Origin of the sequence: Enterobacter cloacae complex sp. P2B, from assembly GCF_014895985.1 — a bacterium.
GTDB lineage: Bacteria > Pseudomonadota > Gammaproteobacteria > Enterobacterales > Enterobacteriaceae > Enterobacter > Enterobacter bugandensis.
Genome location: NZ_JADBQQ010000004.1, coordinates 280,245 through 304,222 on the forward strand (window position 1 = coordinate 280,245; position 23,978 = coordinate 304,222).

20 protein-coding genes are annotated in these 23,978 nt (G+C 57.1%); 10 read left to right on the forward strand and 10 right to left on the reverse strand.

Going from position 1 to position 23,978, the window contains the following annotated elements; genetic code table 11:
• Positions 1-52: 52 nt before the first annotated feature.
• Both IM313_RS04055 and IM313_RS04060 read left to right on the forward strand, forming a co-directional pair.
• Positions 53-556, forward strand: a complete 504-nt coding sequence (locus tag IM313_RS04055; protein WP_041908140.1) for an ESA_00282 family adhesion-associated protein — start codon at positions 53-55, stop codon at positions 554-556.
• Positions 557-637: 81 nt separating this feature from the next.
• Positions 638-1,126: a TIGR00645 family protein gene (locus IM313_RS04060; RefSeq protein WP_003862473.1), complete on the forward strand. Its 489-nt coding sequence runs from the start codon at positions 638-640 to the stop codon at positions 1,124-1,126.
• Between the two features lie 76 nt (positions 1,127-1,202).
• Here IM313_RS04060 and IM313_RS04065 read toward each other — a convergent pair whose 3' ends face one another.
• The gene (locus IM313_RS04065) at positions 1,203-2,243 is read right to left on the reverse strand and encodes an aldo/keto reductase (protein ID WP_192971888.1); all 1,041 of its coding nucleotides are present in this window, start codon (positions 2,241-2,243) and stop codon (positions 1,203-1,205) included.
• A 219-nt stretch (positions 2,244-2,462) separates the two neighbouring features.
• Here IM313_RS04065 and IM313_RS04070 point away from each other — a divergent pair, with 219 nt between their 5' ends.
• Positions 2,463-4,010 (forward strand): methyl-accepting chemotaxis protein, encoded by a 1,548-nt coding sequence (locus IM313_RS04070; RefSeq protein WP_048957265.1) that lies wholly within the window; start codon positions 2,463-2,465, stop codon positions 4,008-4,010.
• Between the two features lie 49 nt (positions 4,011-4,059).
• On the opposite strand, the gene IM313_RS04075 is transcribed toward IM313_RS04070, so the two are convergent.
• Positions 4,060-4,392, reverse strand: a complete 333-nt coding sequence (locus IM313_RS04075; protein ID WP_041908148.1) for a glycine zipper domain-containing protein — start codon at positions 4,390-4,392, stop codon at positions 4,060-4,062.
• A gap of 158 nt (positions 4,393-4,550) precedes the next feature.
• Complete coding sequence (yghU, locus tag IM313_RS04080) at positions 4,551-5,417, reverse strand: glutathione-dependent disulfide-bond oxidoreductase (protein ID WP_028014407.1); 867 nt, start codon at positions 5,415-5,417, stop codon at positions 4,551-4,553.
• A gap of 245 nt (positions 5,418-5,662) precedes the next feature.
• Here yghU and IM313_RS04085 point away from each other — a divergent pair, with 245 nt between their 5' ends.
• The 6 genes from IM313_RS04085 (at position 5,663) to gss (ending at position 13,014) form a co-directional block, all read left to right on the forward strand.
• Positions 5,663-7,252, forward strand: coding sequence for an ABC transporter substrate-binding protein (locus tag IM313_RS04085; RefSeq protein ID WP_045260792.1), 1,590 nt, complete (start codon positions 5,663-5,665; stop codon positions 7,250-7,252).
• Between the two features lie 44 nt (positions 7,253-7,296).
• Entirely contained in the window at positions 7,297-8,250 is a 954-nt protein-coding gene (locus IM313_RS04090) for an ABC transporter permease (RefSeq protein WP_028014405.1), read from the forward strand.
• Between the two features lie 4 nt (positions 8,251-8,254).
• Entirely contained in the window at positions 8,255-9,100 is an 846-nt protein-coding gene (locus tag IM313_RS04095; protein WP_028014404.1) for an ABC transporter permease, read from the forward strand.
• Positions 9,093-10,067 carry an ABC transporter ATP-binding protein gene (locus IM313_RS04100; protein WP_047367402.1) on the forward strand — a complete coding sequence of 325 codons (975 nt, stop codon included), beginning with the start codon at positions 9,093-9,095 and terminating at the stop codon, positions 10,065-10,067. The genes IM313_RS04095 and IM313_RS04100 overlap by 8 nt, the downstream gene beginning before the upstream one ends.
• Positions 10,064-11,035 (forward strand): ABC transporter ATP-binding protein, encoded by a 972-nt coding sequence (locus IM313_RS04105; protein WP_192971887.1) that lies wholly within the window; start codon positions 10,064-10,066, stop codon positions 11,033-11,035. Before IM313_RS04100 ends, IM313_RS04105 begins: the two co-directional genes overlap by 4 nt.
• 116 nt (positions 11,036-11,151) lie before the next feature.
• Positions 11,152-13,014 (forward strand): bifunctional glutathionylspermidine amidase/synthase, encoded by a 1,863-nt coding sequence (gss, locus tag IM313_RS04110; RefSeq protein ID WP_047367403.1) that lies wholly within the window; start codon positions 11,152-11,154, stop codon positions 13,012-13,014.
• 54 nt (positions 13,015-13,068) lie between these two features.
• Here gss and pgaD read toward each other — a convergent pair whose 3' ends face one another.
• From pgaD to IM313_RS04135, 5 genes are all read right to left on the reverse strand, one after another.
• Complete coding sequence (gene pgaD, locus IM313_RS04115) at positions 13,069-13,503, reverse strand: poly-beta-1,6-N-acetyl-D-glucosamine biosynthesis protein PgaD (protein WP_045260787.1); 435 nt, start codon at positions 13,501-13,503, stop codon at positions 13,069-13,071.
• Positions 13,500-14,831, reverse strand: a complete 1,332-nt coding sequence (pgaC, locus tag IM313_RS04120; RefSeq protein WP_049000669.1) for a poly-beta-1,6-N-acetyl-D-glucosamine synthase — start codon at positions 14,829-14,831, stop codon at positions 13,500-13,502. Before pgaC ends, pgaD begins: the two co-directional genes overlap by 4 nt.
• Positions 14,824-16,761: a poly-beta-1,6-N-acetyl-D-glucosamine N-deacetylase PgaB gene (gene pgaB, locus IM313_RS04125; protein ID WP_192971886.1), complete on the reverse strand. Its 1,938-nt coding sequence runs from the start codon at positions 16,759-16,761 to the stop codon at positions 14,824-14,826. The genes pgaC and pgaB overlap by 8 nt, the downstream gene beginning before the upstream one ends.
• An 8-nt stretch (positions 16,762-16,769) precedes the next feature.
• A complete protein-coding gene (gene pgaA / locus IM313_RS04130) occupies positions 16,770-19,208 on the reverse strand; it encodes a poly-beta-1,6 N-acetyl-D-glucosamine export porin PgaA (RefSeq protein WP_192971885.1) in 2,439 nt (812 codons plus the stop codon).
• 129 nt (positions 19,209-19,337) lie between these two features.
• Entirely contained in the window at positions 19,338-19,601 is a 264-nt protein-coding gene (locus IM313_RS04135; protein ID WP_192971884.1) for a hypothetical protein, read from the reverse strand.
• A gap of 279 nt (positions 19,602-19,880) precedes the next feature.
• Between IM313_RS04135 and IM313_RS04140 the strand changes: the two genes are divergently transcribed.
• Positions 19,881-20,408 (forward strand): helix-turn-helix domain-containing protein, encoded by a 528-nt coding sequence (locus IM313_RS04140; RefSeq protein ID WP_048959537.1) that lies wholly within the window; start codon positions 19,881-19,883, stop codon positions 20,406-20,408.
• Between the two features lie 61 nt (positions 20,409-20,469).
• On the opposite strand, the gene IM313_RS04145 is transcribed toward IM313_RS04140, so the two are convergent.
• Together IM313_RS04145 and IM313_RS04150 are read right to left on the reverse strand one after the other, a co-directional pair.
• Positions 20,470-23,487: an autotransporter outer membrane beta-barrel domain-containing protein gene (locus IM313_RS04145; RefSeq protein WP_192971883.1), complete on the reverse strand. Its 3,018-nt coding sequence runs from the start codon at positions 23,485-23,487 to the stop codon at positions 20,470-20,472.
• 114 nt (positions 23,488-23,601) lie between these two features.
• Entirely contained in the window at positions 23,602-23,916 is a 315-nt protein-coding gene (locus IM313_RS04150) for a lipoprotein (protein WP_028014394.1), read from the reverse strand.
• Positions 23,917-23,978: the final 62 nt, after the last annotated feature.

Genomic DNA, 23,978 nt, shown 5'->3' on the forward strand with positions numbered 1-23,978 from the left:
CGTTGACAATATCATGAGGCAATTTTAAAATCAAAAAAAATGGAGCCAACCCATGAACAGCATCTTTTTTACGGTCATCACATTACTATTACTGACCGCTGGTGTGCTTTTATTGATGCAGGAGTTCAATAAAACGAAAGTGTCGAAAGACACCAGTGAACCGCCACAACCTGAACTGATGACAAAAGAGGAAGGAGAAGATCATTTCTCTGTTTTGATGAACTCCGTTACGCCTGTCTGGTACTGGCGGGTGAATCATGAATATATCGACTTCTTACACGCGACAATTAAGCGCATGAAAATGTCGGAAATTAATGACACGCCCGGTCTGTTTGAGGCGCAGCGTCGCTGTAGCGATCTGAATTCAGCGGTTTATAAATATTACGACAACATCAAAAAGCGCTGTCTTAACGGTGAGAAGGTCTCGTATTCAGACCTGGACGTATTAAACCTTCGCCAGTGTTTTCGCGAGTTTAGCCTGGAAGCCTACCCGGAGCTGGTGGTGCTGGTCTGGCCGGAGTATGCGCGTCCTGAGGTTAACCCGGACGACGTCTGAGTGGCGTACTGGTTAGTTCTTGCAAACAGTCAGCGCCGTTGAGATATACTGAGCGCTGGTTTCGTTTGCAGACAGGATTTTATGGAACGCTTCTTTGAAAACGCAATGTATGCCTCTCGCTGGCTGCTCGCACCCGTCTATTTCGGTCTTTCCCTGGCGCTGGTCGCCCTGACGATCAAGTTCTTCCAGGAGATTTTCCACGTATTGCCTAACATTTTCTCCGTGGCGGAAGCCGATTTAATTCTGGTTCTGCTGTCGCTGGTGGATATGACGCTGGTGGGCGGCTTACTGGTGATGGTGATGTTCTCCGGTTATGAGAACTTCGTCTCTCAGCTTGATATCGCCGAGCATAAAGAAAAGCTCAGCTGGCTGGGGAAAATGGACGCCTCGTCGCTGAAGAATAAAGTTGCGGCATCTATAGTGGCAATCTCCTCTATCCACCTGTTACGCGTGTTTATGGACGCGAAAAACGTCCCGGATAATAAGCTGATGTGGTATGTGATTATCCACCTGACGTTTGTGCTGTCGGCGTTTGTGATGGGGTATCTGGATAAGATCAGCAAGAAATAAGGTACACATTTCTCCCTTCACCCTAACCCTCTCCTGGGGAGAGGGTTAGGGTGAAGGGAGAAAGCATCGAACCACACTATTTATCCGACGACGCCTGCCACAAATTCAGTTCCCCGTCCGCCACGTGCTGGTCAATCCGCGTCAGTTCATCTTCCGTAAAGCGCAGATTACCCAGCGCCTGAACGTTCTCCTCCAGCTGTTCCGGGCGGCTCGCGCCAATCAGCACTGACGTCACGCGAGCATCTTTCAGCAGCCAGCTCAACGCCATCTGCGCCATTGTCTGCCCGCGCGCCTGCGCCATCTCATTAAGCAGACGAAGACTGTTCAGGTTAGCTTCCGTCAGCATTTTCTGCGTCAGGCCGCGCACTTTGTTCCCCTCGTGCTGCATACGAGAACCTTCCGGAATACCGTTCAGGTATTTTCCGGTCAGCAGACCCTGCGCCAGCGGGGTAAAGGCAATACACCCCGTGCCGTTTGCTTCCAGCGTATCCAGCAAGCCGGTTTTATCGACCCAGCGGTTAAGCAGGTTATAGGACGGCTGGTGGATCAGCAGCGGGATCTTCCACTCGTGCAGCAGCGCGGCCATTTTTTGTGTGCGCTCGGTAGAGTAGGAGGAAATGCCCACGTACAGCGCTTTCCCACTCTGAACAGCATGAGCCAGCGCGGAGGCCGTCTCTTCCATTGGCGTATTTTCATCCACGCGGTGGGAATAGAAAATATCCACGTATTCGACGCCCATACGTTTCAGGCTCTGGTCGAGACTGGCGAGCAGATACTTGCGTGAGCCGCCTGAACCGTACGGGCCTGGCCACATGTCGTAACCGGCTTTAGTGGAGATAATCAGCTCGTCGCGATACCGGGCAAAGTCCTCACGCAGCAGGCGGCCAAAGTTCTCTTCCGCGCTTCCCGCAGGCGGGCCGTAGTTGTTGGCAAGATCGAAATGGGTAATACCGAGATCGAAGGCTTTACGCAGCAGCGCGCGCTGGGAGTCAAGGGGCTGAACGTGGCCGAAGCTATGCCACAGGCCCAGCGACAGCGCGGGCAGGCGCAGGCCGCTCTTGCCACAGTAGCGGTACTGCATATTCTCGTAGCGGGTAGCGTCAGGGTACCAGGACATGATGTCTCCTTTTCTTATAGATGATTTTTTGAAACGTCGTTTTCATTCTGAACTTATCACATCATGTCGTGCGAAGATAAGGGTTAACGGTGGCTGTGCGACCTGTGAAGCCACGCTAACTAAAAATAATCACAAAAGGTTATAATTTCCCTGCACCCTGCCGATAACGAGAGTAGCACTCGCCTCTGGGCGAATTCACCCTCACGGCAAGGAAGACTTATGAATATGCTCCGTAATTTCACGATCCGTTTCGTCATGCTGACGATCCTCGGGATTTTTTGTTTAATGTGGGCGGGCGTCGGGCTGTACAGCACCTGGTCCCTGTCACGGGTATCAGACGGCAATGAAGTCGATCGCCAGCTGGTTAAACAGATGATGGTGCTCAGCCAGGGCAACGATCAGTATTTCCGCTTTGTGACCCGTCTGAGCCGCGCCATGGAGGTCAAAGCCGCTGGCGGCACGCCGGATTTGTCCTCTGCCCAACAGGCGCTGGACAACATGGGTAAGAAACTGGCCGAAATGAAGGCGATCTCGCCTGGCCCAATGGATGAGCAGGTCTCTGCGCAGGTGATCGGTACCTGGCAGGCGCTGCTTGAACAGGGCGTGACGCCGCAAATGGAGCAGGCGAAGCAGGCGACCCTGGACGGCTACCGCCAGCAGGCCAACAACGTTACGCCGCCGCTAAGCCGTGCGTTCGGTGCCGCCGCCGAGAAGTTCAATAATGCCGCCGCGAAGACGCTCGACAGCACCCGCATGGTGGTCGACGGCCTGACCAGCATGACCCGCACGGTTATTATCGTCGCCACCATTATCGGCCTGCTGATCCTGCTCTTTACCGACCGCTACCTGGTGGCGATGCTGGTCAAACCGCTGGAGCGCATTCGCCAGCAGTTCCGCCAGATTGCCCAGGGCGATCTCAGCCAGCCCATTGCGCCTTTCGGCCGCAACTGCGTGGGACAGCTGGTGCCGCTGCTGAGCGCCATGCAGGACAGCCTGCGTGAAGCGGTCAGCACCATTCGCTCCGGCAGTGAGAATATCTGGCGCGGTGCGACGGAGATCTCCAGCGGCAACAACGATCTCTCTTCCCGTACCGAAGAGCAGGCTGCCGCGCTGGAAGAGACGGCGGCCAGCATGGAACAGCTGACCGCTACCGTGAAGCTGAACGCCGAAAGCGCGCGTCAGGCCAGCCAGCTTGCCGATGTGGCCTCAACCACCGCCAGCCGCGGCGGCTCGCTGGTGGAAGAGGTGGTCACCACCATGAGCGGTATTTCGGAAAGCTCGAAGAAAATTGCTGAAATCACCAACGTCATCAACAGCATTGCCTTCCAGACCAATATTCTGGCGCTCAATGCGGCCGTAGAAGCGGCGCGCGCGGGCGAGCAGGGGCGTGGGTTCGCCGTGGTAGCGGGTGAAGTCCGCAACCTGGCAAGCCGCAGCGCCAATGCGGCAAAAGAAATTGAGGGTCTGATTACCGATTCCGTGACCCGCGTAGAGCAGGGTGCGCAGCTGGTGAGCGACACGGGCACCACCATGGATGCGATTTTGCGCGACGTGACGGAGGTGACGACCATTATGAAGCAAATCGCGTCGGCTTCTGAGGAGCAAAGTAAGGGCATTTCGCAGGTCGGGATTGCCATTACGCAGATGGACGGCGTCACCCAGCAGAACGCCTCGCTGGTCGAAGAGGTTTCCGCGGCAGCCGCGGCGCTGGAACGCCAGACCGAAGAGCTTCAACGCTCGGTGCAGAAGTTCCGCCTGACGGCATAACACAACAGGCCGCCTGATGCGGCCTTACTTCTTTCTTTTCCCGATGCTGTTAGTGCGTCGCTTCACCAATCAGCGCGCCCGTGCCGGCACCCACGGCCGCGCCTTTCAGCACGCTATTGCCCGTCACCGCAGCCGCGCCCGCGCCAACGACGGCACCCACGGCACCGCCCTTACGTGCGTCTTTGCCTTTTTCGCCGTTTTTGAACATTGCCCCCGTGCCTGCGCCAACCACGGCACCGCCCACGGTTGATTTCAGATCTTTGCCCGTGGCAGCGCCAATAGCAGCACCTGCTACCGCGCCGGCGGCGGTTTTGTCGATGGCCATTCCCGAGGTGGAAAAAATGAGGGCGCTGATAACCAGCGTTGTTTTAATAAGTTTCATAACAGATCCTTTGTGACTGCTGTCAGTTGATACGGCGTTTCTCATTCTGAGGTGAGAAAAACGTCCAGATAGTGCCAGCAATAGCCACTCAACCTTTAGGCTAATCATGCCCTGGGCAAGGATCTCGACTGCCGGGCGGGGAGCCGCCCGGCGAAACGTTACGCCTGACGCTTGTCTTCCGTATTGGTATCGAAGTCGCTCGCCGCGTGGCGTTCGTGGAGCTGCTCGTTCAGCTCGCCGCTGGTGCGGTTAACGATGCGACCGCGCTTAACCGCATGGCGGTTCGCCACGTCCTTCGCCCAGCGCTGGACGTTGGTGTACTTCTCCGCGTCCAGGAACTCGGCGGCGTTATAGACGCTGCCCAGCGCCACGCAGCCGAACCAAGGCCAGATCGCCATATCCGCGATGGTGTACTCCTCACCCGCCACGTAGCGACCGCGCGCCAGCTGTTTATCCAGCACGTCGAACAGGCGCTTAGCTTCCATGGTGAAGCGGTCAATCGCGTACTCGATTTTTACCGGCGCATAGTTGTAGAAGTGGCCAAAGCCGCCGCCGAGGAACGGTGCCGCGCCCTGGAGCCAAAACAGCCAGTTCAGCGTCTCGGTGCGTCCCGCCGGATCTTTCGGCAGGAAGTGGCCGAATTTCTCCGCCAGATAGAGCAGGATATTGCCGGATTCAAAGACGCGCGTTGGCGGGTTCGTGGAGTGGTCACGCAGCGCCGGTATTTTCGAGTTCGGGTTCACGTCTACAAACCCGCTGGAGAACTGGTCGCCCTCGCCGATGCGGATCAACCACGCATCGTATTCCGCGCCCGTCACGCCCAGCGCCAGCAGCTCTTCGAGCATGATCGTCACCTTCTGGCCGTTCGGTGTGCCCAGCGAGTAGAGCTGCAGCGGGTGAGAGCCGACAGGAAGATCTTTCTCATGCGTTGCGCCGGAAATTGGACGGTTGATGTTGGCGAACGCGCCGCCGCCGTTCTTTTTCCATTCCCACACTTTGGGTGGCTGATACGTGTTGTCTGACATGTTGGCCTGCCTTTTTAGTGATGTGTTGAGGCAGTGTAGCAGGAGATTTGTGAAGCGTTTAACGTTGTGAGCGCAAGCAATTAACCGCTATTCCTTCTGCTGCTTATATATATCAAATCCGGCATAAGCTTAATCGAAAATCGCATTTTCATAATTAATGCGTAAACCACTAAAGCTGAATATGATGCTTCAACATAAATAAAAGATGCAGTAATAAACACTTTATAAGGCAAGGAGTTAGTGAGATGCGCAAGCTTCTGTTATCGGCAGTGGTCGTTTCGCTCGCATTAGGCCTGGCGGGCTGTGATGATGCGAAAAATAAAGAGACAAATTCGGCCGCGGCGGCAAAAAGCGACGCGCCAAAAGAGGGCGGTTCGCTCATTATCGGGATTACCTCCGGCGACCCGTTAGCCGTTAATCCGCTCTACGCCAGCGACCGCACAACATTAACCATCATGCAGGCGCTTTATGCCCCGCTGTACAGCTTTAATAACGGCAACATTGAGTGGGGCCTGGCGGAAAGCCTGACGCCTTCTGCCGACAACCTGAGCTATACCCTGACGCTAAAACCCAACCTAAAATGGCAGGACGGACAGCCGCTGACGGCGGACGACGTGGTCTTCACCTTCAATAAGCTGCTGGATGCCAAACAGCACAGCTTCTTCCGCAGCATGTTTACCTACGGCGGCAAGCCTGTTGAAGTGAGCAAGGTTGATGAGCGCACCGTTAAGTTCACCTTACCGCAGGTCAGCGCGGCCTTTACCGGCACCCTGGTGCAGATCTACCCGATCCCGCAGCACGTGTTCGCCGGTGAAGGCGACCTGGAAAAGAGCACCAAAAACGATGCGCCGGTCGGTTCCGGGCCGTTCAAATTTAAAGAGTATCGCGCCGGTCAGTATTACGCCCTTACGCGCTTCGACGATTACTGGAACGGCAAACCGAAGCTCGATTCCGTCACCTACCGTTTCGCCAAAGACAGCAACGCCGCCAACCTGGCGCTGCAAAACGGTGAAATCAACCTCAAGATGGTTGACCCGCAGGATGTGAACCGCCTGAAAAATACCGGGAAATTTGACTTCGTGGTCTATCCGGAAGGCCGTCTGGCCTATATGACGTTCAACCAGAACGTGGCGGTGATGAAGAGCAAAGCGCTGCGTCAGGCCATCGCGTACGCCATCAACAAAGACGAGCTAACCCAGACCGCGTTTACCTCGCTGGACTACGCTAAACCGGCAACCTCGTTCCTGACGCCAGATACGCTTTACAAGACGGATGACGTTGAACAGTACAAATTCGATCTGCAAAAAGCCAAAGACCTGCTCAAGACGTCCGGCGCGCCGGACAACCTCAAGCTGCGCCTGGCGTATGTGAACACCAACAAAACCCAGGAGAGCATGGCGCTCTACATTCAGCAGGCGCTGAAGGGCATTGGGGTGAACGTGGAGCTGATGCCGCTGGACTCCAACGCCATGTCTCAGCGCAGTCTTGATATGAACAACACCGCGTGGGAACTGAACCTGGGCGGCTACATTATGGGAGCAGAGCCGGACGGTTACAAATCGCTGTTCATGAGCAACGAAGCCTATAACTACGCGCACTACAAAAATCCGCAGTTTGATGCCCTGTGGGATAAAGGTGCGGTGGAAACCGACGCCGCGAAACGTGCCGATATCTACAAGCAAATTCAGCAGACCGTGGCGAACGAGATGACCTACTACCCGATCGCCTACACCAATGCGACCGTCGCCGTGGATAAACGCTTCGGCGGCACGAAGGAAGCGGAGCCGAAGCCGGTTTATCTGTTCCAGGATCTGTCAAAAATTTATCAAAAATAGGCTGTTGCCCCGGTCGTAAGATCGGGGCCTTTTAAGGGCACGTCGTGAACACACTCCTCACGCGTCGGCTGCTGCAGCTGCTGCCGATGCTTTTCTTTATTTCGCTGGTGGCGTTTTTGCTGGTCAAGCTCGCGCCCGGCGACCCCGTGGCCGCGTACATCACGCCGCGTATGGCGCCGGAAGATATTGAGCGAATTCGCCAGAGCCTGGGGCTGGATAAGCCGCTGGTCACGCAGTACGTCCTGTGGCTGAAAAGCGTCCTGCAGGGCGATCTCGGCTATTCGTTGATTTACCACCGCCCGGTGCTGGAGATGATCGGCGAACGCATTCCGGCCACGCTGGGGCTGATGGGGGCGTCGCTGCTGATGGCTATCGTGCTGGCGATCCCGCTGGGGCTGCTGGCGGGGGCATTTAAGCACCGCTGGCTGGATCACCTGTTGAACCTGTTTGCCTATATCGGCATCTCGGTACCGATTTTCTGGTTCGGCATTTTGCTCATCACCGTTTTTGCCGTGCAGCTTAACTGGTTCCCCAGCATGGGGATGCGCACCATCGGCATGGAAGATAATGCGCTGGATCTGCTGCGCCACGGCGTGCTGCCGTGTATTGCGCTCACGTTTTATAATCTTTCCAGCTACGTACGCTACATCCGCTCCAACACCATCTCGCAGCTCTCGGCCGACTACGTGCAGACCCAGCTGGCCTACGGCGCCACGCGTTCCAGCATTCTGTTCCGCCACGTGCTGAAAAACGTGCTGCTGCCGGTGATCACCCTGTTCGGATTGTCGTTCGGTGAGCTGATTGTGGGGGCCTATGTGACGGAAAGCGTCTTCTCCTGGCCGGGGATGGGGCTGCTCGGGATCCAGTCGATCGCCTCGCTGGACTACCCGCTGATTATGGCGATCATCATGCTCTCGTCGATAATGCTGATCGTCGGTAACCTGATCGCCGACGTGCTTTATCGCTTCGCCGATCCCCGCATTCGTACGCTGAGGTAACCGGATGAGCAGACGCTGGCAGCAGGTTCGTCACCAGCTGCGCCGCAACCGTCCGGCGCAGTTCTCCCTGTTTGTGCTTTTTATTTTCGTTGTCGCCGCGCTCTGTGCGGGGTTAAGTCCGTACGATCCAGATCGGATGGCGCTCGGCGCGCGCACGTTGCCGCCGGATGCCGCGCACTGGTTCGGCACCGACGAATACGGGCGCGACTACTTTACCCGCGCGCTGTACGGCGGCCAGATCTCCCTGATGGTCGGTTTTCTTGCCATGCTCTTTTCCACGCTTATCGGCACGGTGGTAGGAACGGTGAGCGGCTATTTTGGCGGCTGGCTGGATAACCTGATGATGCGCGCCGTGGATATCCTGATGGCCATTCCGGCCTTCTTCCTGCTGCTGGTGGTGAATGCTTACCTCAAGCCGGGCGTGGATAACATCATTCTGATTATCAGCCTGCTGACGTGGATGAACATGTCGCGTCTGGTGCGTGCTGAAACCCTATCGGTGAAAGAGCGCGAGTACGTGCTTTATGCCCGCGCGTCGGGAGCGCATCCGCTGCGTATTATCGTGCGCCACATCATTCCCGGCGTGCTGCCGACCATTATCGTGGCGGCCACGCTGAATATCGCCTCGGCCATTCTGATGGAGTCTACGCTCAGCTTCTTAGGGCTGGGCGTGCAGGCACCGGCGGCATCATGGGGAAGCATGCTTAACAACGCCCAGTCTTATATTGGCGAAGCGTCGTGGCTGGCGATGTTCCCCGGCATTCTGATCCTGCTGACGGTGTTCAGCTTTAACGTGCTGGGCGATGTGTTCCGTACCGCCTTTGAGCCGGGAGCAAATCGCGATGAGTAACTTATTAGCGCTTGAGAACCTGCAAACCACGTTCCGCACCCGCGAGGGCGAGGTTCACGCGGTGCGCGGCGTGAGCTTTCAGGTTCAGCCGGGGGAACTCGTCGGTATCGTCGGCGAGTCGGGCTGCGGGAAAAGCGTCACCTGTAAGTCGATTATCCAGCTTCTGGGGAGCAACGGACGGATAACCGGCGGCAGCATTCGCTTCCAGAATGAGGACCTGGCGCAGAAAACGCCCGCGCAGATGCGTGCCATTCGCGGCAACGAGATCGCGATGATTTTTCAGGATCCGATGACCGCCCTGAACCCGGTGCTCACTATCGGCAAGCAGATGTCTGAGATCCTGGTGCGAAATAAAAAACTGTCGAAAAAAGCGGCCAAAGCGGCAGCAATAGCCATGCTGGATCAGGTGGGCATTGCTGAAGCGGAACGCCGATACGACCAGTATCCCCACGAGTTCAGCGGCGGGATGCGCCAGCGGGTGATGATCGCTATTGCGCTCTCCTGCAATCCGAAGCTTCTTATTGCCGATGAGCCGACCACCGCGCTGGACGTGACCATTCAGGCGCAGATCCTGCGCCTGCTGAAAAGTCTGCAACAGCAGACCCGGACCGCGATTTTGCTGATCACCCACGATCTCGGCGTGGTGGCACAGGTCTGCAGCCGCGTGGTGGTGATGTACGGCGGGCTGGTGATGGAGGAGGGGAGCGTGGAGGACATTTTTTATCGCCCTGCGCATCCTTACACCCAAGGTCTGCTGGCCTCTCTGCCGCGCCCGGATGAGGTCAACCAACGTTTATCGCCCATTGAAGGTTCGCCGCCTGGCCTGCTTAACCCGCCGCCGGGCTGTCCATTTGCGGAACGCTGCCCGAAGCGCATGCCCCAGTGTGAACGGCAACCCGCATTTTACACCGCCGGAGAGGGCCATCGCGCCGCCTGCTGGCTATGGGCCGAGGAGATTCAGGCATGAGTGAACAACAGGCGCCATTAGTGAGCGTGCGCGATCTGCGGAAGCACTATCCGCTCAACGGCGGTTTGCTGCGTAAAGGCGTGGCCGTGAAGGCGGTTGATGGCGTGAGCTTTGATATCCAGCCCGGCGAGACGTTTGGCCTGGTGGGGGAGTCCGGCTGCGGAAAATCCACCCTCGGGCGCGCCATACTGCGCCTTTTCGATATTACCTCTGGCGAGATCCACTTTGCCGGACAGGCAATCGCCCACGTCCGCGAAAGAGAGCTCAAGCCGCTGCGTAAGCGGATGCAGGCAATTTTTCAGGATCCTTACTCCTCGCTCAACCCCGGTATGACGGTGCGACAGCTGGTGGCCGAACCGATGCAGATCCACGGCTACAGCCGTGAAGAACAGCGCGAACGAACGGAAACGCTGCTCTACAAAGTGGGGCTGAAGCACGAACATCTTGAACGGTTCCCGCATGAGTTCAGCGGCGGGCAGCGTCAGCGCATCAGTATTGCCCGCGCGTTGTCCGTGCATCCTGAATTTGTGCTGTGCGATGAGCCGCTCTCGGCGCTGGACGTATCGGTGCAGGCGCAGGTGGTGAATATTTTGCAGGACCTGCAGCAGGAGTTGGGGCTAACCTATCTGTTTATCGCCCACGATCTCTCGATGGTGCGCCATATCTCCAGCCGTATTGGGGTGATGTATCTCGGCAAACTGGTAGAGGTGGCCCCGGCGAATGAACTGTATCAGCGCCCGGCACACCCTTACACCCGCGCGCTGCTGGCGGCGGTTCCCCAGGCCGATCCACGCATCCGCAATCTCGAAGACGCCACCCTGCGCGGCGACATTCCAGGCCCCACGTCCGCGCTGCCAGGCTGTAAGTTCTGCAGCCGCTGCCCGCACGCCATGCCGGTTTGCCAGACGCAGGAGCCTGCGATGCAGGAGATTGCGCCAGGGCATTTCGCGGCATGCTGGCTGTTTTAAATGTTATTCACGCGTCGCGCAGGTGTATGATAAACGCTCCTCTGTCAGGTTAATTACAACGTGCAGACGACGACAACCCATAAAAAATTGCCGCCTGCCTGTTTTAGGTTGGATACATGCGTAAAGGAAAGTTAAGCAGTGATGCGCCATTCGGGACATTGTTAGGCTATGCGCCCGGTGGCGTGGCGATTTACTCATCGAATTACGGCAGTCTGGATCCGCGAAAATACCCGGAAGACGCGGATTTCCGCAGCTATATCGGCAATGAATACATGGGCCACAAGTGGCAGTGCGTCGAGTTTGCCCGCCGTTTCCTGTTCCTCAACTATGGCTTCGTGTTTACCGACGTCGGCATGGCGTGGGAAATCTTCTCCCTGCGCTTTTTACGCCAGGTGGTGAACGATAACATTCTGCCCCTTCAGGCTTTTGCCAACGGCTCAAAACGCGCGCCGCGCGCCGGGGCACTGCTGATCTGGCAAAAAGGCGGCGAGTTTCACGAGACCGGCCACGTTGCGGTGATCACCCAGCTTCTGGACGATAAGGTGCGTATTGCGGAGCAGAACGTTATTCACTCGCCGCTGCCGCTCGGGCAGCAGTGGACGCGCGAGCTGCGCATGACCGTGGAGAATGGCTGCTATACCCTTCATGACACCTTCAGCGATACCGAAATTCTCGGCTGGATGATCCAGACGGACGACACGGAGCATAGCATTCCCCAGCCTGAACCGGACGGTGAACTGCTGAAAATCCGCGGCGCGCGGCTGAAAAACAAACGTCAGTTCGACGGAAAATGGCTGAACGAAAATGACGCGCTGCAGCAGGCATATATCCGCGCCAACGGCCATGTGATCAACAAAGATCCCTGCCAGTACTTCACCATTACCGAAAGCGCCGAGCAGGAGCTGATCAAGGCCACCAACGAACTGCACCTGATGTACCTGCACGCGACGGACAAGGTGCTGAAAGACGACAATCTGCTGGCGCTGTTCGACATCCCGAAAATCCTCTGGCCGCGCCTGCGCCTCTCCTGGCAGTGGCGTCGCCACCATATGATCACCGGTCGTATGGATTTTTGCATGGATGAGCGCGGCATTAAGGTTTACGAATACAACGCCGATTCCGCGTCCTGCCACACTGAAGGCGGGCTCATTCTCGAAGAGTGGGTGAAAAACGGCTATCGCGGCAGCGGGCATAACCCGGCAGAAGGGCTGCTGGAAGAGCTGACCGGCGCATGGAAGCATAGCCACGCACGGCCGTTCGTCCACATCATGCAGGACAACGATGTCGAAGAGGACTATCACGCGCTCTTTATCCAGCGCTCGCTGATGCAGGCCGGGTTTGAAACCAAAATTCTGCACGGGCTTGGCGCCCTGAGCTGGGATGCTGCCGGGCAGCTGATTGACGACGAGGGTCGCCACGTCAACTGCGTGTGGAAAACCTGGGCGTGGGAGACGGCGATAGAACAGATCCGCGAGGTCAGCGAAACCGAATACGCCGCCGTGCCGATCCGCACCGGGCATCCTGAGGGCGAAGTGCGCCTGATTGATGTGCTGCTTCGCCCGGAAGTGCTGGTCTTCGAACCGCTGTGGACCGTTATTCCCGGCAACAAGGCGATTCTTCCGGTCCTGTGGCAGCTGTTCCCGAACCACCGCTACCTGCTCGACACCGATTTTGAGGTGAACGACCTGCTGAAGCAGACCGGATACGCCGTCAAGCCGATTGCCGGACGCTGCGGCAGCAATATCGATCTCATCAGCGCCCAGGACGAGCTGCTGGATAAATCCAGCGGCAAGTTTGTTGACCGCAAAAATATCTACCAGCAGCTGTGGTGCCTGCCAAACGTGGACGGCAAGTACATTCAGGTCTGTACCTTTACCGTGGGCGGAAATTACGGCGGGACCTGCCTGCGCGGTGATGACTCGCTGGTGGTGAAAAAAGAGAGCGATATCGAGCCGCTGATTGTACTGAAGGATAAGTAACGTGCATCTGCGCTAAAAAAGCCCCCGCAGGGTATTCTCTGTGGGGGCTTTTTGTTACTGCGCTTCCTCGTCCTGCTGCGCGCTGGTTTTCAATTCGATGATGCGTCCAATCTGGTCATGATAAACCGTCAGCAGGTTGTGCTGGCTCATCTCCGAGATGAGCTGCGGTGAGACGTTAAAGCTGCGGGCAAGTTCGTCATGATGCAACAAGCCCGGCTGACGTCGTCTTACGTTCGCGCGGCGGCGGTTGTACTGATACCACAAAATCAGCAGCCAGCCGTTGAGTGCGGCGAACAGCAAATAGATCAACACCGTATTAAAGGAGGCAATAATCACGCTCCACCGGTGGTCGCTCTCCTCGGTTAACTGCATCCACAGCCTGGCATACAGGAAGAACAGAAATCCGCCCCACGCCACCACGGTTAACGCGGCATCAAAAAGTCGTGGCAGCAACCGATGTTCAGTCAAAATTAAGGTATTTTCATTCATTGAAGGCTTCCTTTTCCCCTGTCCGGACTGATCCAGCGCGCGCGGGCGCGCTGACGTTTAAGCATGACTTTTGGAAATGCGACGAGGGTGGTGAACAGACCAATCATCCAGTAGACCATCGGGAACCAAATCACCCAGAAAAGCGAGCTTGCCACCTTGCGCTCATAGCGCCGCTCGATGTACAAGCTGACCAGGAACTGCAGCAGGCACATCACGCCCAGCAGCAGCCCGGTAAACGCCGGGGGAAACAGGGTTTCAACGGTCAGCCTGGCGGGAATTGGCGCGACGTGGCTGATGATGTACAGCAGCACCGTTATCGCATACGCGAAGGCCCACAGCGTTGACAGCGCGTACTCCAGAAACAGGGGCCACATGCGGTGATGCTCCCAGCGCGCCATCTTGCGCAGGTTGACCAGAAATACCTCCGCGCCGCCCTGTGCCCAGCGCAGACGCTGCTTCCACAGGCCCTTCAGCGTCTCCGGCATCAGGATCCAGCACAGCGCCCGCGGCTCGAAAAAGATATCCCAGTGGCGCAGCTGGAGCTTCCAGCTGATGTCGATGTCTTCGGTGATCATGTCCGGGCTCCAGTACCCGACGTCCGCCAGCGCCTGCCGACGAAAGGCGGCGATGACGCCGGAGACGGTAAAGACCCGGCCATAGATCCGCTGCGTCCGCTTGATGAGCCCAATGATGGACGAAAACTCGCCAACCTGAATGCGGCCAATCAGCGTGGAGCGCGTGCGAATGCGCGGGTTCCCGGTGACCGCCCCGACGTGGGGATACTGAATCAGCGGCGCGACCAGATAGGCCGCGGTGTCGCGGTCGAGCAGGGCGTCGCCGTCAATGCAGACCAGCAGATCGCCCCGGGCCGCTGCCGCCCCGGCTTTGAGCGCCACGGCTTTTCCCTGGTTCTCCGCGAGGTTAATCACCCGCAGGCGCGGCTGCTCCAGCGCCAGCTGCTGCAGCACTTGCGCGGTGTTATCAGACGAGCCGTCGTTGATGGCGATCACTTCAATATTCTCGTACCGCTGAGCCAGCGCGGCGCTGATGGTCTCTCTGGCGTTTCTTTCCTCATTGAAACAGGGGATCAGAATTGAGATGAGCGGCTCGCCGGCGAGCGTCGGGGCGGGCGTGTCTTTATCCCACGACCAGCGGCGTTCAAGCTGAAACCAGAAATAGAGGCCGCCGGTGACCCAGAGCACGGACATAAACAGCGGCCAGAAGAAGACAAAATCCAGAATCAACTCGCCGGTAAAGAGGGCGGCCACCCCTAACGGCAGCCCGAATACCAGACACAAAATTGAAAAGGCGATTATGCGATCAGTCATTGTCAGGGTACCAGTAGGAAGAAAAGACGGGCCTGATGCGCGAGATATCAGGCTGGTTATTGATGAAATCGTCAGGGTAGTAGCCGTAGTTTTTGATGCCGTTCAGCTGGAGGACGCGCATCCACGCCGCAAGCTGACTGTCGGAGACGGCGCGCTGCGGCTTCTGCTCCCAGTCTCTGGCCTGCAGCTCGAAAATGGTTTTATCCAGCGCGCCGGGCCGCGCGGCGACGGCCTTGATCAAACGCGTCAGCCAGGCATTGCTCTCGTTCGCCGGAACGGACTCCATCAGCGGCATTGCCATGGGCACCGTCCAGTCATAGGCCGCCAGAAAATCATTGAGATTCTGCGCAAACCACGCTTCGCTTTCGGGCTGCAGAATGGGAAGGACGAACATATTGCGCGCGGTTTTTATCTGCGGGCCGCGGATGTGCTTCACCGCCTGGCTCAGAGCGCGGGTAAAACCGATAAGCCTCCGGCTTTTCTGGCGCGTCGTGTCCTGCCCGGCAGCGTCAACGTCCGTCAGTACCGCATCGTCATGGAACAGGATCCCGTTGAAGCTGGCATGGCGGGCCAGATCTTCATAGATTTCCGTCACCTGCAGGCGAACCTGCGGGTCCCACGGTGAAAGCCTGAGGTAGGGCTCATTGGCCTCGCGCAGCTGGCCGGTTCGATCGTCCCGGCGCTGCACGCGCGGCAGGGCAGGATCGAGATCGAACGAGAGCACCGGCATCCACGCGTAGACCTTCACCCCCGCGCGGGTTTGCAGCTGCCAGGATACGAAGTTAAAGAGATCGGCCCGGACCGGAAGCCGGCGGTTGGGGAAATAGAGCGCCCTGATCCTGCCATCGCCCTGCGGGTCGGCAAACGCCTGCAGGAAGACGTGGCTGATTTTCATGTCGTAGACCCGCTGGATCAGCCTGTTGATGTTTTGGGTCTGCTGAGCCGGATCGGGATCGTAAACGTAGTCGAGATCGACGTGCATCACGCGCACGGGATCGAGCTCCTGAACCCGGCTGACCGAACTGGCAAACGCTTTGAGCGAGGGGTTGCCGGCGATCAGCAAACGGGGAATGCTACCGAGATTGCGCACGTCACCCAGACCGTCCTCCAGAGTAAAGGCCAGCCGGTAGCCCTGCTGCCTGGCGATGGCGAGCGACGTACCGCTGGCGGCACCGTAAGGCCAGACCCAGGCGCGCGGCGCTTTGCCCGTCACCTGCGCGATTTTCTCCGTCACCTTGCGGACGTCATCGCCGATCCGCTGGCTGAACTGCTGGTCAGTTTCATAGCGCCCCGTCGCTTTATCATAAAAGCGGTTGGCGATGGCCGGTTCGCGGCTGCCCTGCGGGTTGGCGACGATGCCGTAATGCGAGGCCCAGGTATGCGATCCGATCTCAACCAGCGGAGACTGGCTGAGCTCGCGCACCATGTCCCAGGTCGCGAAGCGATCCCGGGGCGTCATCAGGCCGCCAAAGTTCACCTTCTGGTTTGCTGGCGTATCCACCCAGCTGCCCACCGGCGCCCAGAGCGCAGGCACGTTCCAGGCCTTAAGCAGCGGCCAGACGCGGGTGTAGAAGCTGCTGTAGCCGTCGTCAAAGCTAAGCAGAACGGCTTTCGGCGGCAGCGATTTTTTGCCGTCATGCGCGTCCAGAATGTCCTGCACGCTGATGGCGTGATAGCCGTTGTGCAGAAGCCAGCTAATCTGCTCGTTTAGCGCGCTGGTGCGCACGGAGAGGTAGCGCTGATCGGCGGCATCGTCTTCGACGTCGTGGTAGGCCAGCACCAGAAACTGGTTCTGCGGCCAGGGTTTGCTCGCCTCCGGCTGCGGCCGCTCGCTGGGCGCAACGAACGTGATCGCCTGCGCCCAGACGCTCGCGCTGAGGCAGAGCCAGCCGATGAGGATCAGGCTCACGGAAAAACGTGTGTTCAGCATATTCATCCTTAAAAGCGTAAAGTCGCATCAAGCGTGACGGAGAGGTTGCTCTCGCGTTTGCCGTCGTAAGGGCGTTTATCCCAGTTAAGCATCACGCCGGTATCAATGACGTTATTCCACTGGACGCGTTGCCCGTAGCCCAGCAGGGCGATGGCGCCAACGGACTGGTTTTTCTGCCAGTAGCTGCCGCCTCCCGCCACCAACTGCTGGCTCCAGAGGGTGTCGTAATGGCGGTACATCTCATGGTCCACGGACAGGGCGGCCGTCACGGACAGATCCCGCGCCGGGTTGTAATAGAGCGTGTCCCGCAGGCTGTTTTTACTGGCGGCGATCCCCGGTTCAAGATCCAGCGTCAGGGTCGGGGTCTGCCAGAGACGCTCCTTACCCGTAAGGGTGTATTCCTGTCGGCGATTATGGTTTGAGAAGCGGCTGACGGCGGCGCTGAACTGGTACTCACGGCGCTCGTTTTGATACCAGCGGATCCCGCCTTCACCCCGGTTGGCGCTAATCCCGTTGCGTAATGCCCGTAGCGGCGCGGTGCGGGATAAGCGTTCAAGGCTGCCGCTGAACTGCCAGTTATCATTGAGAAAGTACGTGGTTGAGAGGCGAGCACCCGGCTTGTTTTCACCGTGATAGCGGTTGCTGGATACCTCGGCTTCGAGCTGAAGGTCGCGAGGACGCCACTCGATGCCGCCCAGGATGTGACGGCTGGTGCCTTTGCCTTCATCGAAATTACCCTGCGCATAGCGGGTACCCGCAAACAGCCGCCAGCTATCCGCTACCGGTGGACCATAGAGCGTGGCATCCCCGTTCAGGTCGTGCGTCCCGCTGATGGGGTTATCGGAGTGCAAGCCCTTGCTTGCGTTAAGGCGCAGCTCGGACATGTGATGCACCGTTCTGAGCCTGTCCAGACGCCTGGCGCTGCGAGCAACGGGCGCGCAGGCAAGCACGTCGTCGGCCAGTAAATCCATCTGGCGCCACTCCTGCAGATCCATGGCGACGTAAGCCTGCTGCTGTTCCAGCTCCAGATTAGATGGCTCCAGCGCCTCCGCCCTTTTCAACGCTTGCTCGGCCGCGCGCGGCTGGCCCCGCGCCTGAAGCAGGGTGGCATAGTCAATCTGCAGCCCCTGATTGCCCGGCGCCGTTGTTGCCAGACGGTGCGCCAGCTTCTCCGCATCCGGCAGGGCGTTGGTTGAGAGCAAATAGTTAAATTTGAGCGACTGCCCGGTAAGCCACCGATCGTTGGGCTGCGGAGTGGGCGAGCCAAAATCGTAGCGGATCCACGGAACGCTGTGGGTCTGGCGCTCTACGTACTGTCGAGCGGCCTCATACTGCCCCGTGTCCAGCCAGGCGTAGAAAAGCGCATGCTCCTCGTCCTGCGGATCGGCGGCGTATTGCGGATAGCGTTGCAGCAGCGAGAAGGCGGCAGTGGCGTTTTTCTCCTGCAGATACGCGGAGATCGCCCAGCCGATGGCCCAGCCCGGCACCGGATGCTGCGCCTCCGTCAGCGCCTGATATTCACGGATGACCTGCGGGTAATCGCCATGCGCGTACAGCGCACCCAGCCTGTCGATACGGGCGAGGATGATGTCTTCCGCTGCCTGCGGTTCGTGTTGCCAGCGTGAGAGCAGGGCGTCGTAACGATTCAGTGCCGTTTGCGCCAGCTGCAGGCGCTCCTTTTCCGTTCTGCCAGGCACGTCGGCAAGGCGAACCCATTCTGCGGCGGCATTAAGCTCCAGACGGCGGCGCTGCGCGGGGGTCAGCGTTACCCTTTGTGACAGCATCAGCGCGGGAGTACTCACCCGGTTATCCGTTAGCGCGTCAATCAACTCGCTAAGGAGCGCGTTATTTTCCGGCGCAAGGGTCAGCGCGCGCGTGTCCGCTAAAAGCCGATTCCAGCTTTTTCCCTGGCGTAACCAGACGTACGAGAGCGTCTGAAGATGCGCCGGAGAGGGATCCTCCGTCACCAGCTGGCGGGCTTCCTGCAGAGCGAGCGTATCCATGCGGGCATCGGCCAGGGTTTTGATATAACCGATACGATAATCGTCATTATGTGGTGCAAGGCTACGCGCCTCTTTCCACAGTGATAAGGCAGGCTGCCACGCTTTTTGATCTCTTCTGGCCTGCGCGACAGCCGCAACGCCGCGAGCGGGCAGCGGCATATAAATGCCATAGCGCTGCCAGAGCTGAATCACCTCGTCATTACGACCTGCCCACGCAGCCACCTGTAACCAGTCCGCCACTTGCTCGGGCGTCAGGGCATGCTGTTGCTGATACCGCTGAAGATAATTGAGAAACGGCGTGTAATTACCGTTACGTGCCTGTTGAATCTGTTGCTCATAAACGGATTCCGTTGCCTGAACGAGAACAGGAAACAGAAATAGCAGAAACAATAATCCTGGGGCGCGATAAAAGAATAACGTATTGAAGCGAAGCGATCTTTCCATATCTATTTGCCATTTGTTTATCATGAATCCATTGCATAACACGGCCGCCTTTTAACGCTGCGTTAAAGGCCATTAATGAGAACATTAAATCTGAATGCAGTAACGTTTGGGGTACTTACTTTAAGGTAATTATGGAACCTCCTCTTTGGGGACTGGGTGGAAGGTAATGTACACCTGATATGTTGCCGGATAAATATGGTGAAAAGCAGAGGGGTAGTTTTGGGATAATTCTGGAATGAGATGTCTTTTGTGATTATTTTGAATTGAATGCGTATTTGTAACTCTTTGATATTGATGTGTTTTATTTATCTCTTTTTGAGTTTGTTTATATTCCTGGCGAGGTTTTATTGTAGCAATTAAAGTACTTTCTGGTGCATGTTTGGGAAGTTTCATGACAAAAAGTCTTAATGTTCAGCGAAGTGACTTTTCTGCGATTGTTTTTTATTTATAATTAACGCCAGCCATTGAATGAAAGTCTACAGGAAGTCTTACTCATCAATGTCTGTATTGAGGGATGTTCAACGCCAGAATACATATTGTCGTTAATATTACAGCGCTATAAAACGAAGGCGGCCTTCTTTCTGAAGGTGCGTTCTTGCTTTAATCTAAAAGGGATGGTTAGTGGCAACTTCAATAGTGTTAGTGACCCAGGATCGCTATCTTGTCAGGGGGATGAGGCTATTTTTCCCGGATATTATCCTGCTCGACTCGATTGACAGAAACATATTTGATAACGGTGCAGATGAATATTCTGTGTTGATTGATAGCCGTTCTCCGCTCCGTTTATATGATTACCTGATACGCCATCCGGCCAGAACAAAAAAAACGATCTGCTGCGTTATGCTGGATATGCGACATCGCGAGGAGAATCTACTCAGTATGAAGTTGTTTATGAACACGTCGCTTACGGCGCCGGATATGGCATCGTTATTTAACCTGGTGCTCAATATGAAGGGCAGGCGTCTGACCACTAAATGGCTGCTTAACTTACGGCTTGGCACGCACGAAGCGATCATGCTGCGGTTGTTGAGGGCAGGGATGTCGATGGAAGCGATTGCCGATGAACTGAACACGTCAGTGAAGAGCCTCTATCGCAAACGGACAGCGCTGTCGGAACGCCTAGGGGCGGAGAACTTCAACGAGGCGTGTTTGTTTATCTTTAAAAACAAACTGCTGGATGTGGTTGGGAACGATCCCTGAATTCCTCAGAGCCTAAAAGCAAAAACCCGCCACAAGGGCGGGTTCTTTTACTGGAAATAATTCAGAACGACCAGCGCAGATTAGCGTTAACCGAGTTGACGCGGGTATCCGCACCATATTGCCCCTGATAACCCACATCCAGCGTCGCAGCACGCGACAGCTGTACGCTCACGCCGATATCACCCACCATCACGTCCTCATCCACGGCCTGCCCCTGAGTAATGAACGCGTCGCTGCCCGCAAATGCCATGCGCGAAGAGGTATTCTTATCGCCATAGGCGTGCTGCCAGCCCAACGAACCGTAGAGGTTCACGTTCTTTGGCAGCTCGGTCACACCGCGCACCCCGAGGGTGGAGTAAAAGGTATTCATCGTTTCGTTACGCACGCTCAGCGCGGCGGCACCGCCGTCTTCCCTGAAGCTGTCGGTATGCAGTCGAATGTACGATAAATTGACGAACGGCTCGATATTCATATCAGGCTGGCCGAAGCGGTAGCCCGCTTCGGTGAATGCCAGCAGCGAGTTGGCGTCGTAATCCGACTTCAGCCGATCCGAGAAGCCGCTGAAATCAACGCTGCGCTCGCCTTCGATCTTGTGCCAGGTGTAACCCAGCGCGCCGCGAAGGGAGAACGCATCCTGTTGACCCGCCGCATACAGGCCAAGGTGGTAGTTATCGGTATCCGTTGAGGAACGACGGCTGTCGACGTCGTAATCACCGCGGCTGTAGCCGAAGTAGCCACCGACACGCACGTTATGATCCGCCAGCTTGCGATCTGCCCCCAGCAGGAAGCCGGTGGTGTTGCCGTCCAGTTTGCCCACGTTACCGTCGCCGTCGTTTCGGCTCCAGGAGCTGAAGGTCTGGCCCCAGACGCCATTGTTTTGCGGCTCCGGCTGCTGCACCAGCGACATCGCTAACGGTGGTATCGGGAGGCTGTCGTTATCAAACGCACGCTGCATACGCTGGTTTAAGACGTTAAACACCTGCGTGCTGCCGGCGATCAGGTTGGACTGCATTGACGGATAAACTTCACCGGACAGCTGGTTGAACGCCTCGCGCGCTTCCGGCGCGCTGAGTACCAGCAGCGAGTTATATAGCGCCAGCGACGGGCCGCTTTGCGTCAGGGTGGAGAGCGCGCTAGCGGTATTCCACTGGTTGCTACTTTTGGCGACGGTCTGGAAAATCCCCGGCTTGCCGCTGCCCGGATTCTCACCGCCAGGGTTTTCTCCCCCCGGGTTCTCACCGCCAGGGTTTCCTCCTCCAGGGTTTCCTCCTCCTGGATTTTCACCTCCCGGGTTTTCGCCTCCCGGATTCTCGCCGCCGGTCTCTTTCTGCGCGATAGTCAGATCGACGGCGTTGGTGCTCTGGTTGAGCGCCACGTCCAGGAAGGCGGATTTAGACACCGCCCCCGCGAACTGACCGTCAATTCCCCCGTCGGAGGTTAAAATGCGGTAGCTTTGGCCCGTTTTGTAGCTGGTTTGCGGATCCAGCGCGGTGACCTGTACCTGAGCCCGATCGCTGATGGTCGTTTTGCCTGCGACCAGCAGCTGGTCGCTGCGGCCATCACCGGCAATATCGACATCATAGAAAGAGTCACCTACAAAATTCAGATAACGTTTCAGCGTCAGCGTGCCGATATCACCATCCCCTGGCGAGATATGCCCGCCGGAAAGGATCTCGGTCTGACCCAGCGTGCCGTTCCCTCCCAGCGTTCCGCCGGCCTTGATTGAGGCGGCGCTGCTGTAGCCCAGCCCGTTGCTAACGTCGGATCCCGCCGTCGCGTTGAGGATCAGCGTCCCGCCGTTCTCGGCGCTAAGGGTCTGAATATCAAAAATATCGTCTTCTGGCTGGGTGTTGATGTTGCTGGCGATAATGACTTTGCCACCGCGCGCGGTCACGTTCGCCTGAAGGGCTGAAAGATCGCCATTCAGCGTTGTCTGCCCGGAAGTATTGATCACTTCACCTTCGCCACTCATCTTGTTGCTGAAGACGTAATTTTCATCGGTATGGTTGAAGTAGACATAGCTGCCGAACAGCCCGCCGCGCAGGCTGATTGCCGTATTCGCATCAAGAGTACCCGCGCCGCCCGCTGTGCCAAGCGTTGGCTCAGTTAAACCCGTTCCGGTGTCCATATTGCCGCGGCTGCCGATAATGAGCGCACCCCGGTTCGAGCCGGAACCCGAGGTCCCCACGATCAGCGTATTGCTGCCAGCGGAAAATGAACCGCCGTCAATCACCGACAGCACGCCATTGCCATAATCGCCCACGCTCACGCTACTGCCGCTGGTAAAGCGCGAGTCTTTGCCCGCAATAACCAGCTCGGCGGTTTTACCTGCCCCGGAGACGCCCGCCACCTGCACGCCGCCAACGTTAACCGCACCGCCGTTCAGCACGTCCAGGTCGCCATAAAGCGTCAACGTACGGCCAACGTTCCACTGTGAGCCGCTCCCCGTGACGGTGGCTTTCGGGCTTAGCGTGTCGGTTTCATCCGGCCCGGTACCATTGCCGATGCGCGCATCGTAGGCGGTGCTGAGCGCCGCGCCGTCTTCAATCGCCAGCGTGGAGCGTGCCCCCAGATCGGTACCTACGCTGAGAAAATTACTGGTCACGCGAGAGCCGGCGCCAGTGGCGATAAGGTGGCTGTCGTAGCCGCGGGTGGTGCCGACAACAATTTCTTTTGCGCTGGCCAGCGCGCCTTCTTCGACTCGCAGGGTGCCGAGGCCAAGATTCAGGTCGCCGCGCAGGACGTACTGATCGTTCACTGCGTTAAGCTCAGCGTTTGGCCCACGGACCGTGACCACGCTTTCATAAATTTGGCCGTCGAACAGCCGACCGATGTTGATGTTATAGGCGGTGATTTTGCCATTATCGATCAGCAGGTTTCCGGGTTGATTACGTCCAACGTAAACATCTCCGGTGTAACCCAGCGTTTCGGTTATACGCGCCTCGCCATCAAAAATGGCATCGGCTGCACGCGCGAAATCGGCAGGTGAAAGCAGTAACAGCGGCGCGGAAAATAGAGCGAGGTAAAGTCTGGAAAGCGGCGTCTTAACCGCTAAAGCATGCGATGTAGAGTTATTCACGGGCTATCTCCGTACTCATTAGCGTGATGTCTGGAAAATCGTTTTTATGAAAACTCAGATACGTCAGAAAATATAAAAGGCGTTATTTATGTACGCCTTTTCATTTGCCGTTAATTATTTATGCGTGACAACAGGGGTACAGGTTGGTGCGCTGAGCGTCGGGGCGGATCCTAAAATCCCCGGCATCATCATTGATGAGCAATCGAAAATACGCCCTTTTTCCGTCGTAGCGCGATAAGACAGTTTTTGCCCTCCCAGTGCGTCCGGCTGGGCGCCATTAACATTGGTCACGGTTATTTCATCCGATGAGCCCAACCCCAGCATTTTAGCGGTCTCCGCCTGCAGGAGTGGAATAGCCTGATCGGTTTTTAGCGTGGAACAACCGGCGAGCATCAACGTAACGCTTAAAAAGATGAGTGGTTTTTTCATAAATTATCCTTGATATCCAATCAGTTAATTTCACTGATTGTATTTATGTTTTCAATTACCCA

Excerpts from the sequence above, each read along its gene's own strand:
- IM313_RS04060 (WP_003862473.1), top strand. The coding sequence starts at position 638 with ATGGAACGCTTCTTTGAAAACGCAATGTATGCCTCTCGCTGGCTGCTC.
- IM313_RS04095 (WP_028014404.1), top strand. The coding sequence starts at position 8,255 with ATGAGCAGACGCTGGCAGCAGGTTCGTCACCAGCTGCGCCGCAACCGT.
- IM313_RS04135 (WP_192971884.1), bottom strand. The coding sequence starts at position 19,601 with ATGAAACTTCCCAAACATGCACCAGAAAGTACTTTAATTGCTACAATA.
- IM313_RS04105 (WP_192971887.1), top strand. The coding sequence starts at position 10,064 with ATGAGTGAACAACAGGCGCCATTAGTGAGCGTGCGCGATCTGCGGAAG.
- pgaA (WP_192971885.1), bottom strand. The coding sequence starts at position 19,208 with ATGGAAAGATCGCTTCGCTTCAATACGTTATTCTTTTATCGCGCCCCA.
- pgaD (WP_045260787.1), bottom strand. The coding sequence starts at position 13,503 with ATGAATGAAAATACCTTAATTTTGACTGAACATCGGTTGCTGCCACGA.
- IM313_RS04100 (WP_047367402.1), top strand. The coding sequence starts at position 9,093 with ATGAGTAACTTATTAGCGCTTGAGAACCTGCAAACCACGTTCCGCACC.
- IM313_RS04055 (WP_041908140.1), top strand. The coding sequence starts at position 53 with ATGAACAGCATCTTTTTTACGGTCATCACATTACTATTACTGACCGCT.
- IM313_RS04085 (WP_045260792.1), top strand. The coding sequence starts at position 5,663 with ATGCGCAAGCTTCTGTTATCGGCAGTGGTCGTTTCGCTCGCATTAGGC.
- IM313_RS04140 (WP_048959537.1), top strand. The coding sequence starts at position 19,881 with ATGAGGCTATTTTTCCCGGATATTATCCTGCTCGACTCGATTGACAGA.
- IM313_RS04070 (WP_048957265.1), top strand. The coding sequence starts at position 2,463 with ATGAATATGCTCCGTAATTTCACGATCCGTTTCGTCATGCTGACGATC.
- IM313_RS04150 (WP_028014394.1), bottom strand. The coding sequence starts at position 23,916 with ATGAAAAAACCACTCATCTTTTTAAGCGTTACGTTGATGCTCGCCGGT.
- IM313_RS04075 (WP_041908148.1), bottom strand. The coding sequence starts at position 4,392 with ATGAAACTTATTAAAACAACGCTGGTTATCAGCGCCCTCATTTTTTCC.
- yghU (WP_028014407.1), bottom strand. The coding sequence starts at position 5,417 with ATGTCAGACAACACGTATCAGCCACCCAAAGTGTGGGAATGGAAAAAG.
- gss (WP_047367403.1), top strand. The coding sequence starts at position 11,152 with ATGCGTAAAGGAAAGTTAAGCAGTGATGCGCCATTCGGGACATTGTTA.
- pgaC (WP_049000669.1), bottom strand. The coding sequence starts at position 14,831 with ATGACTGATCGCATAATCGCCTTTTCAATTTTGTGTCTGGTATTCGGG.
- pgaB (WP_192971886.1), bottom strand. The coding sequence starts at position 16,761 with ATGCTGAACACACGTTTTTCCGTGAGCCTGATCCTCATCGGCTGGCTC.
- IM313_RS04065 (WP_192971888.1), bottom strand. The coding sequence starts at position 2,243 with ATGTCCTGGTACCCTGACGCTACCCGCTACGAGAATATGCAGTACCGC.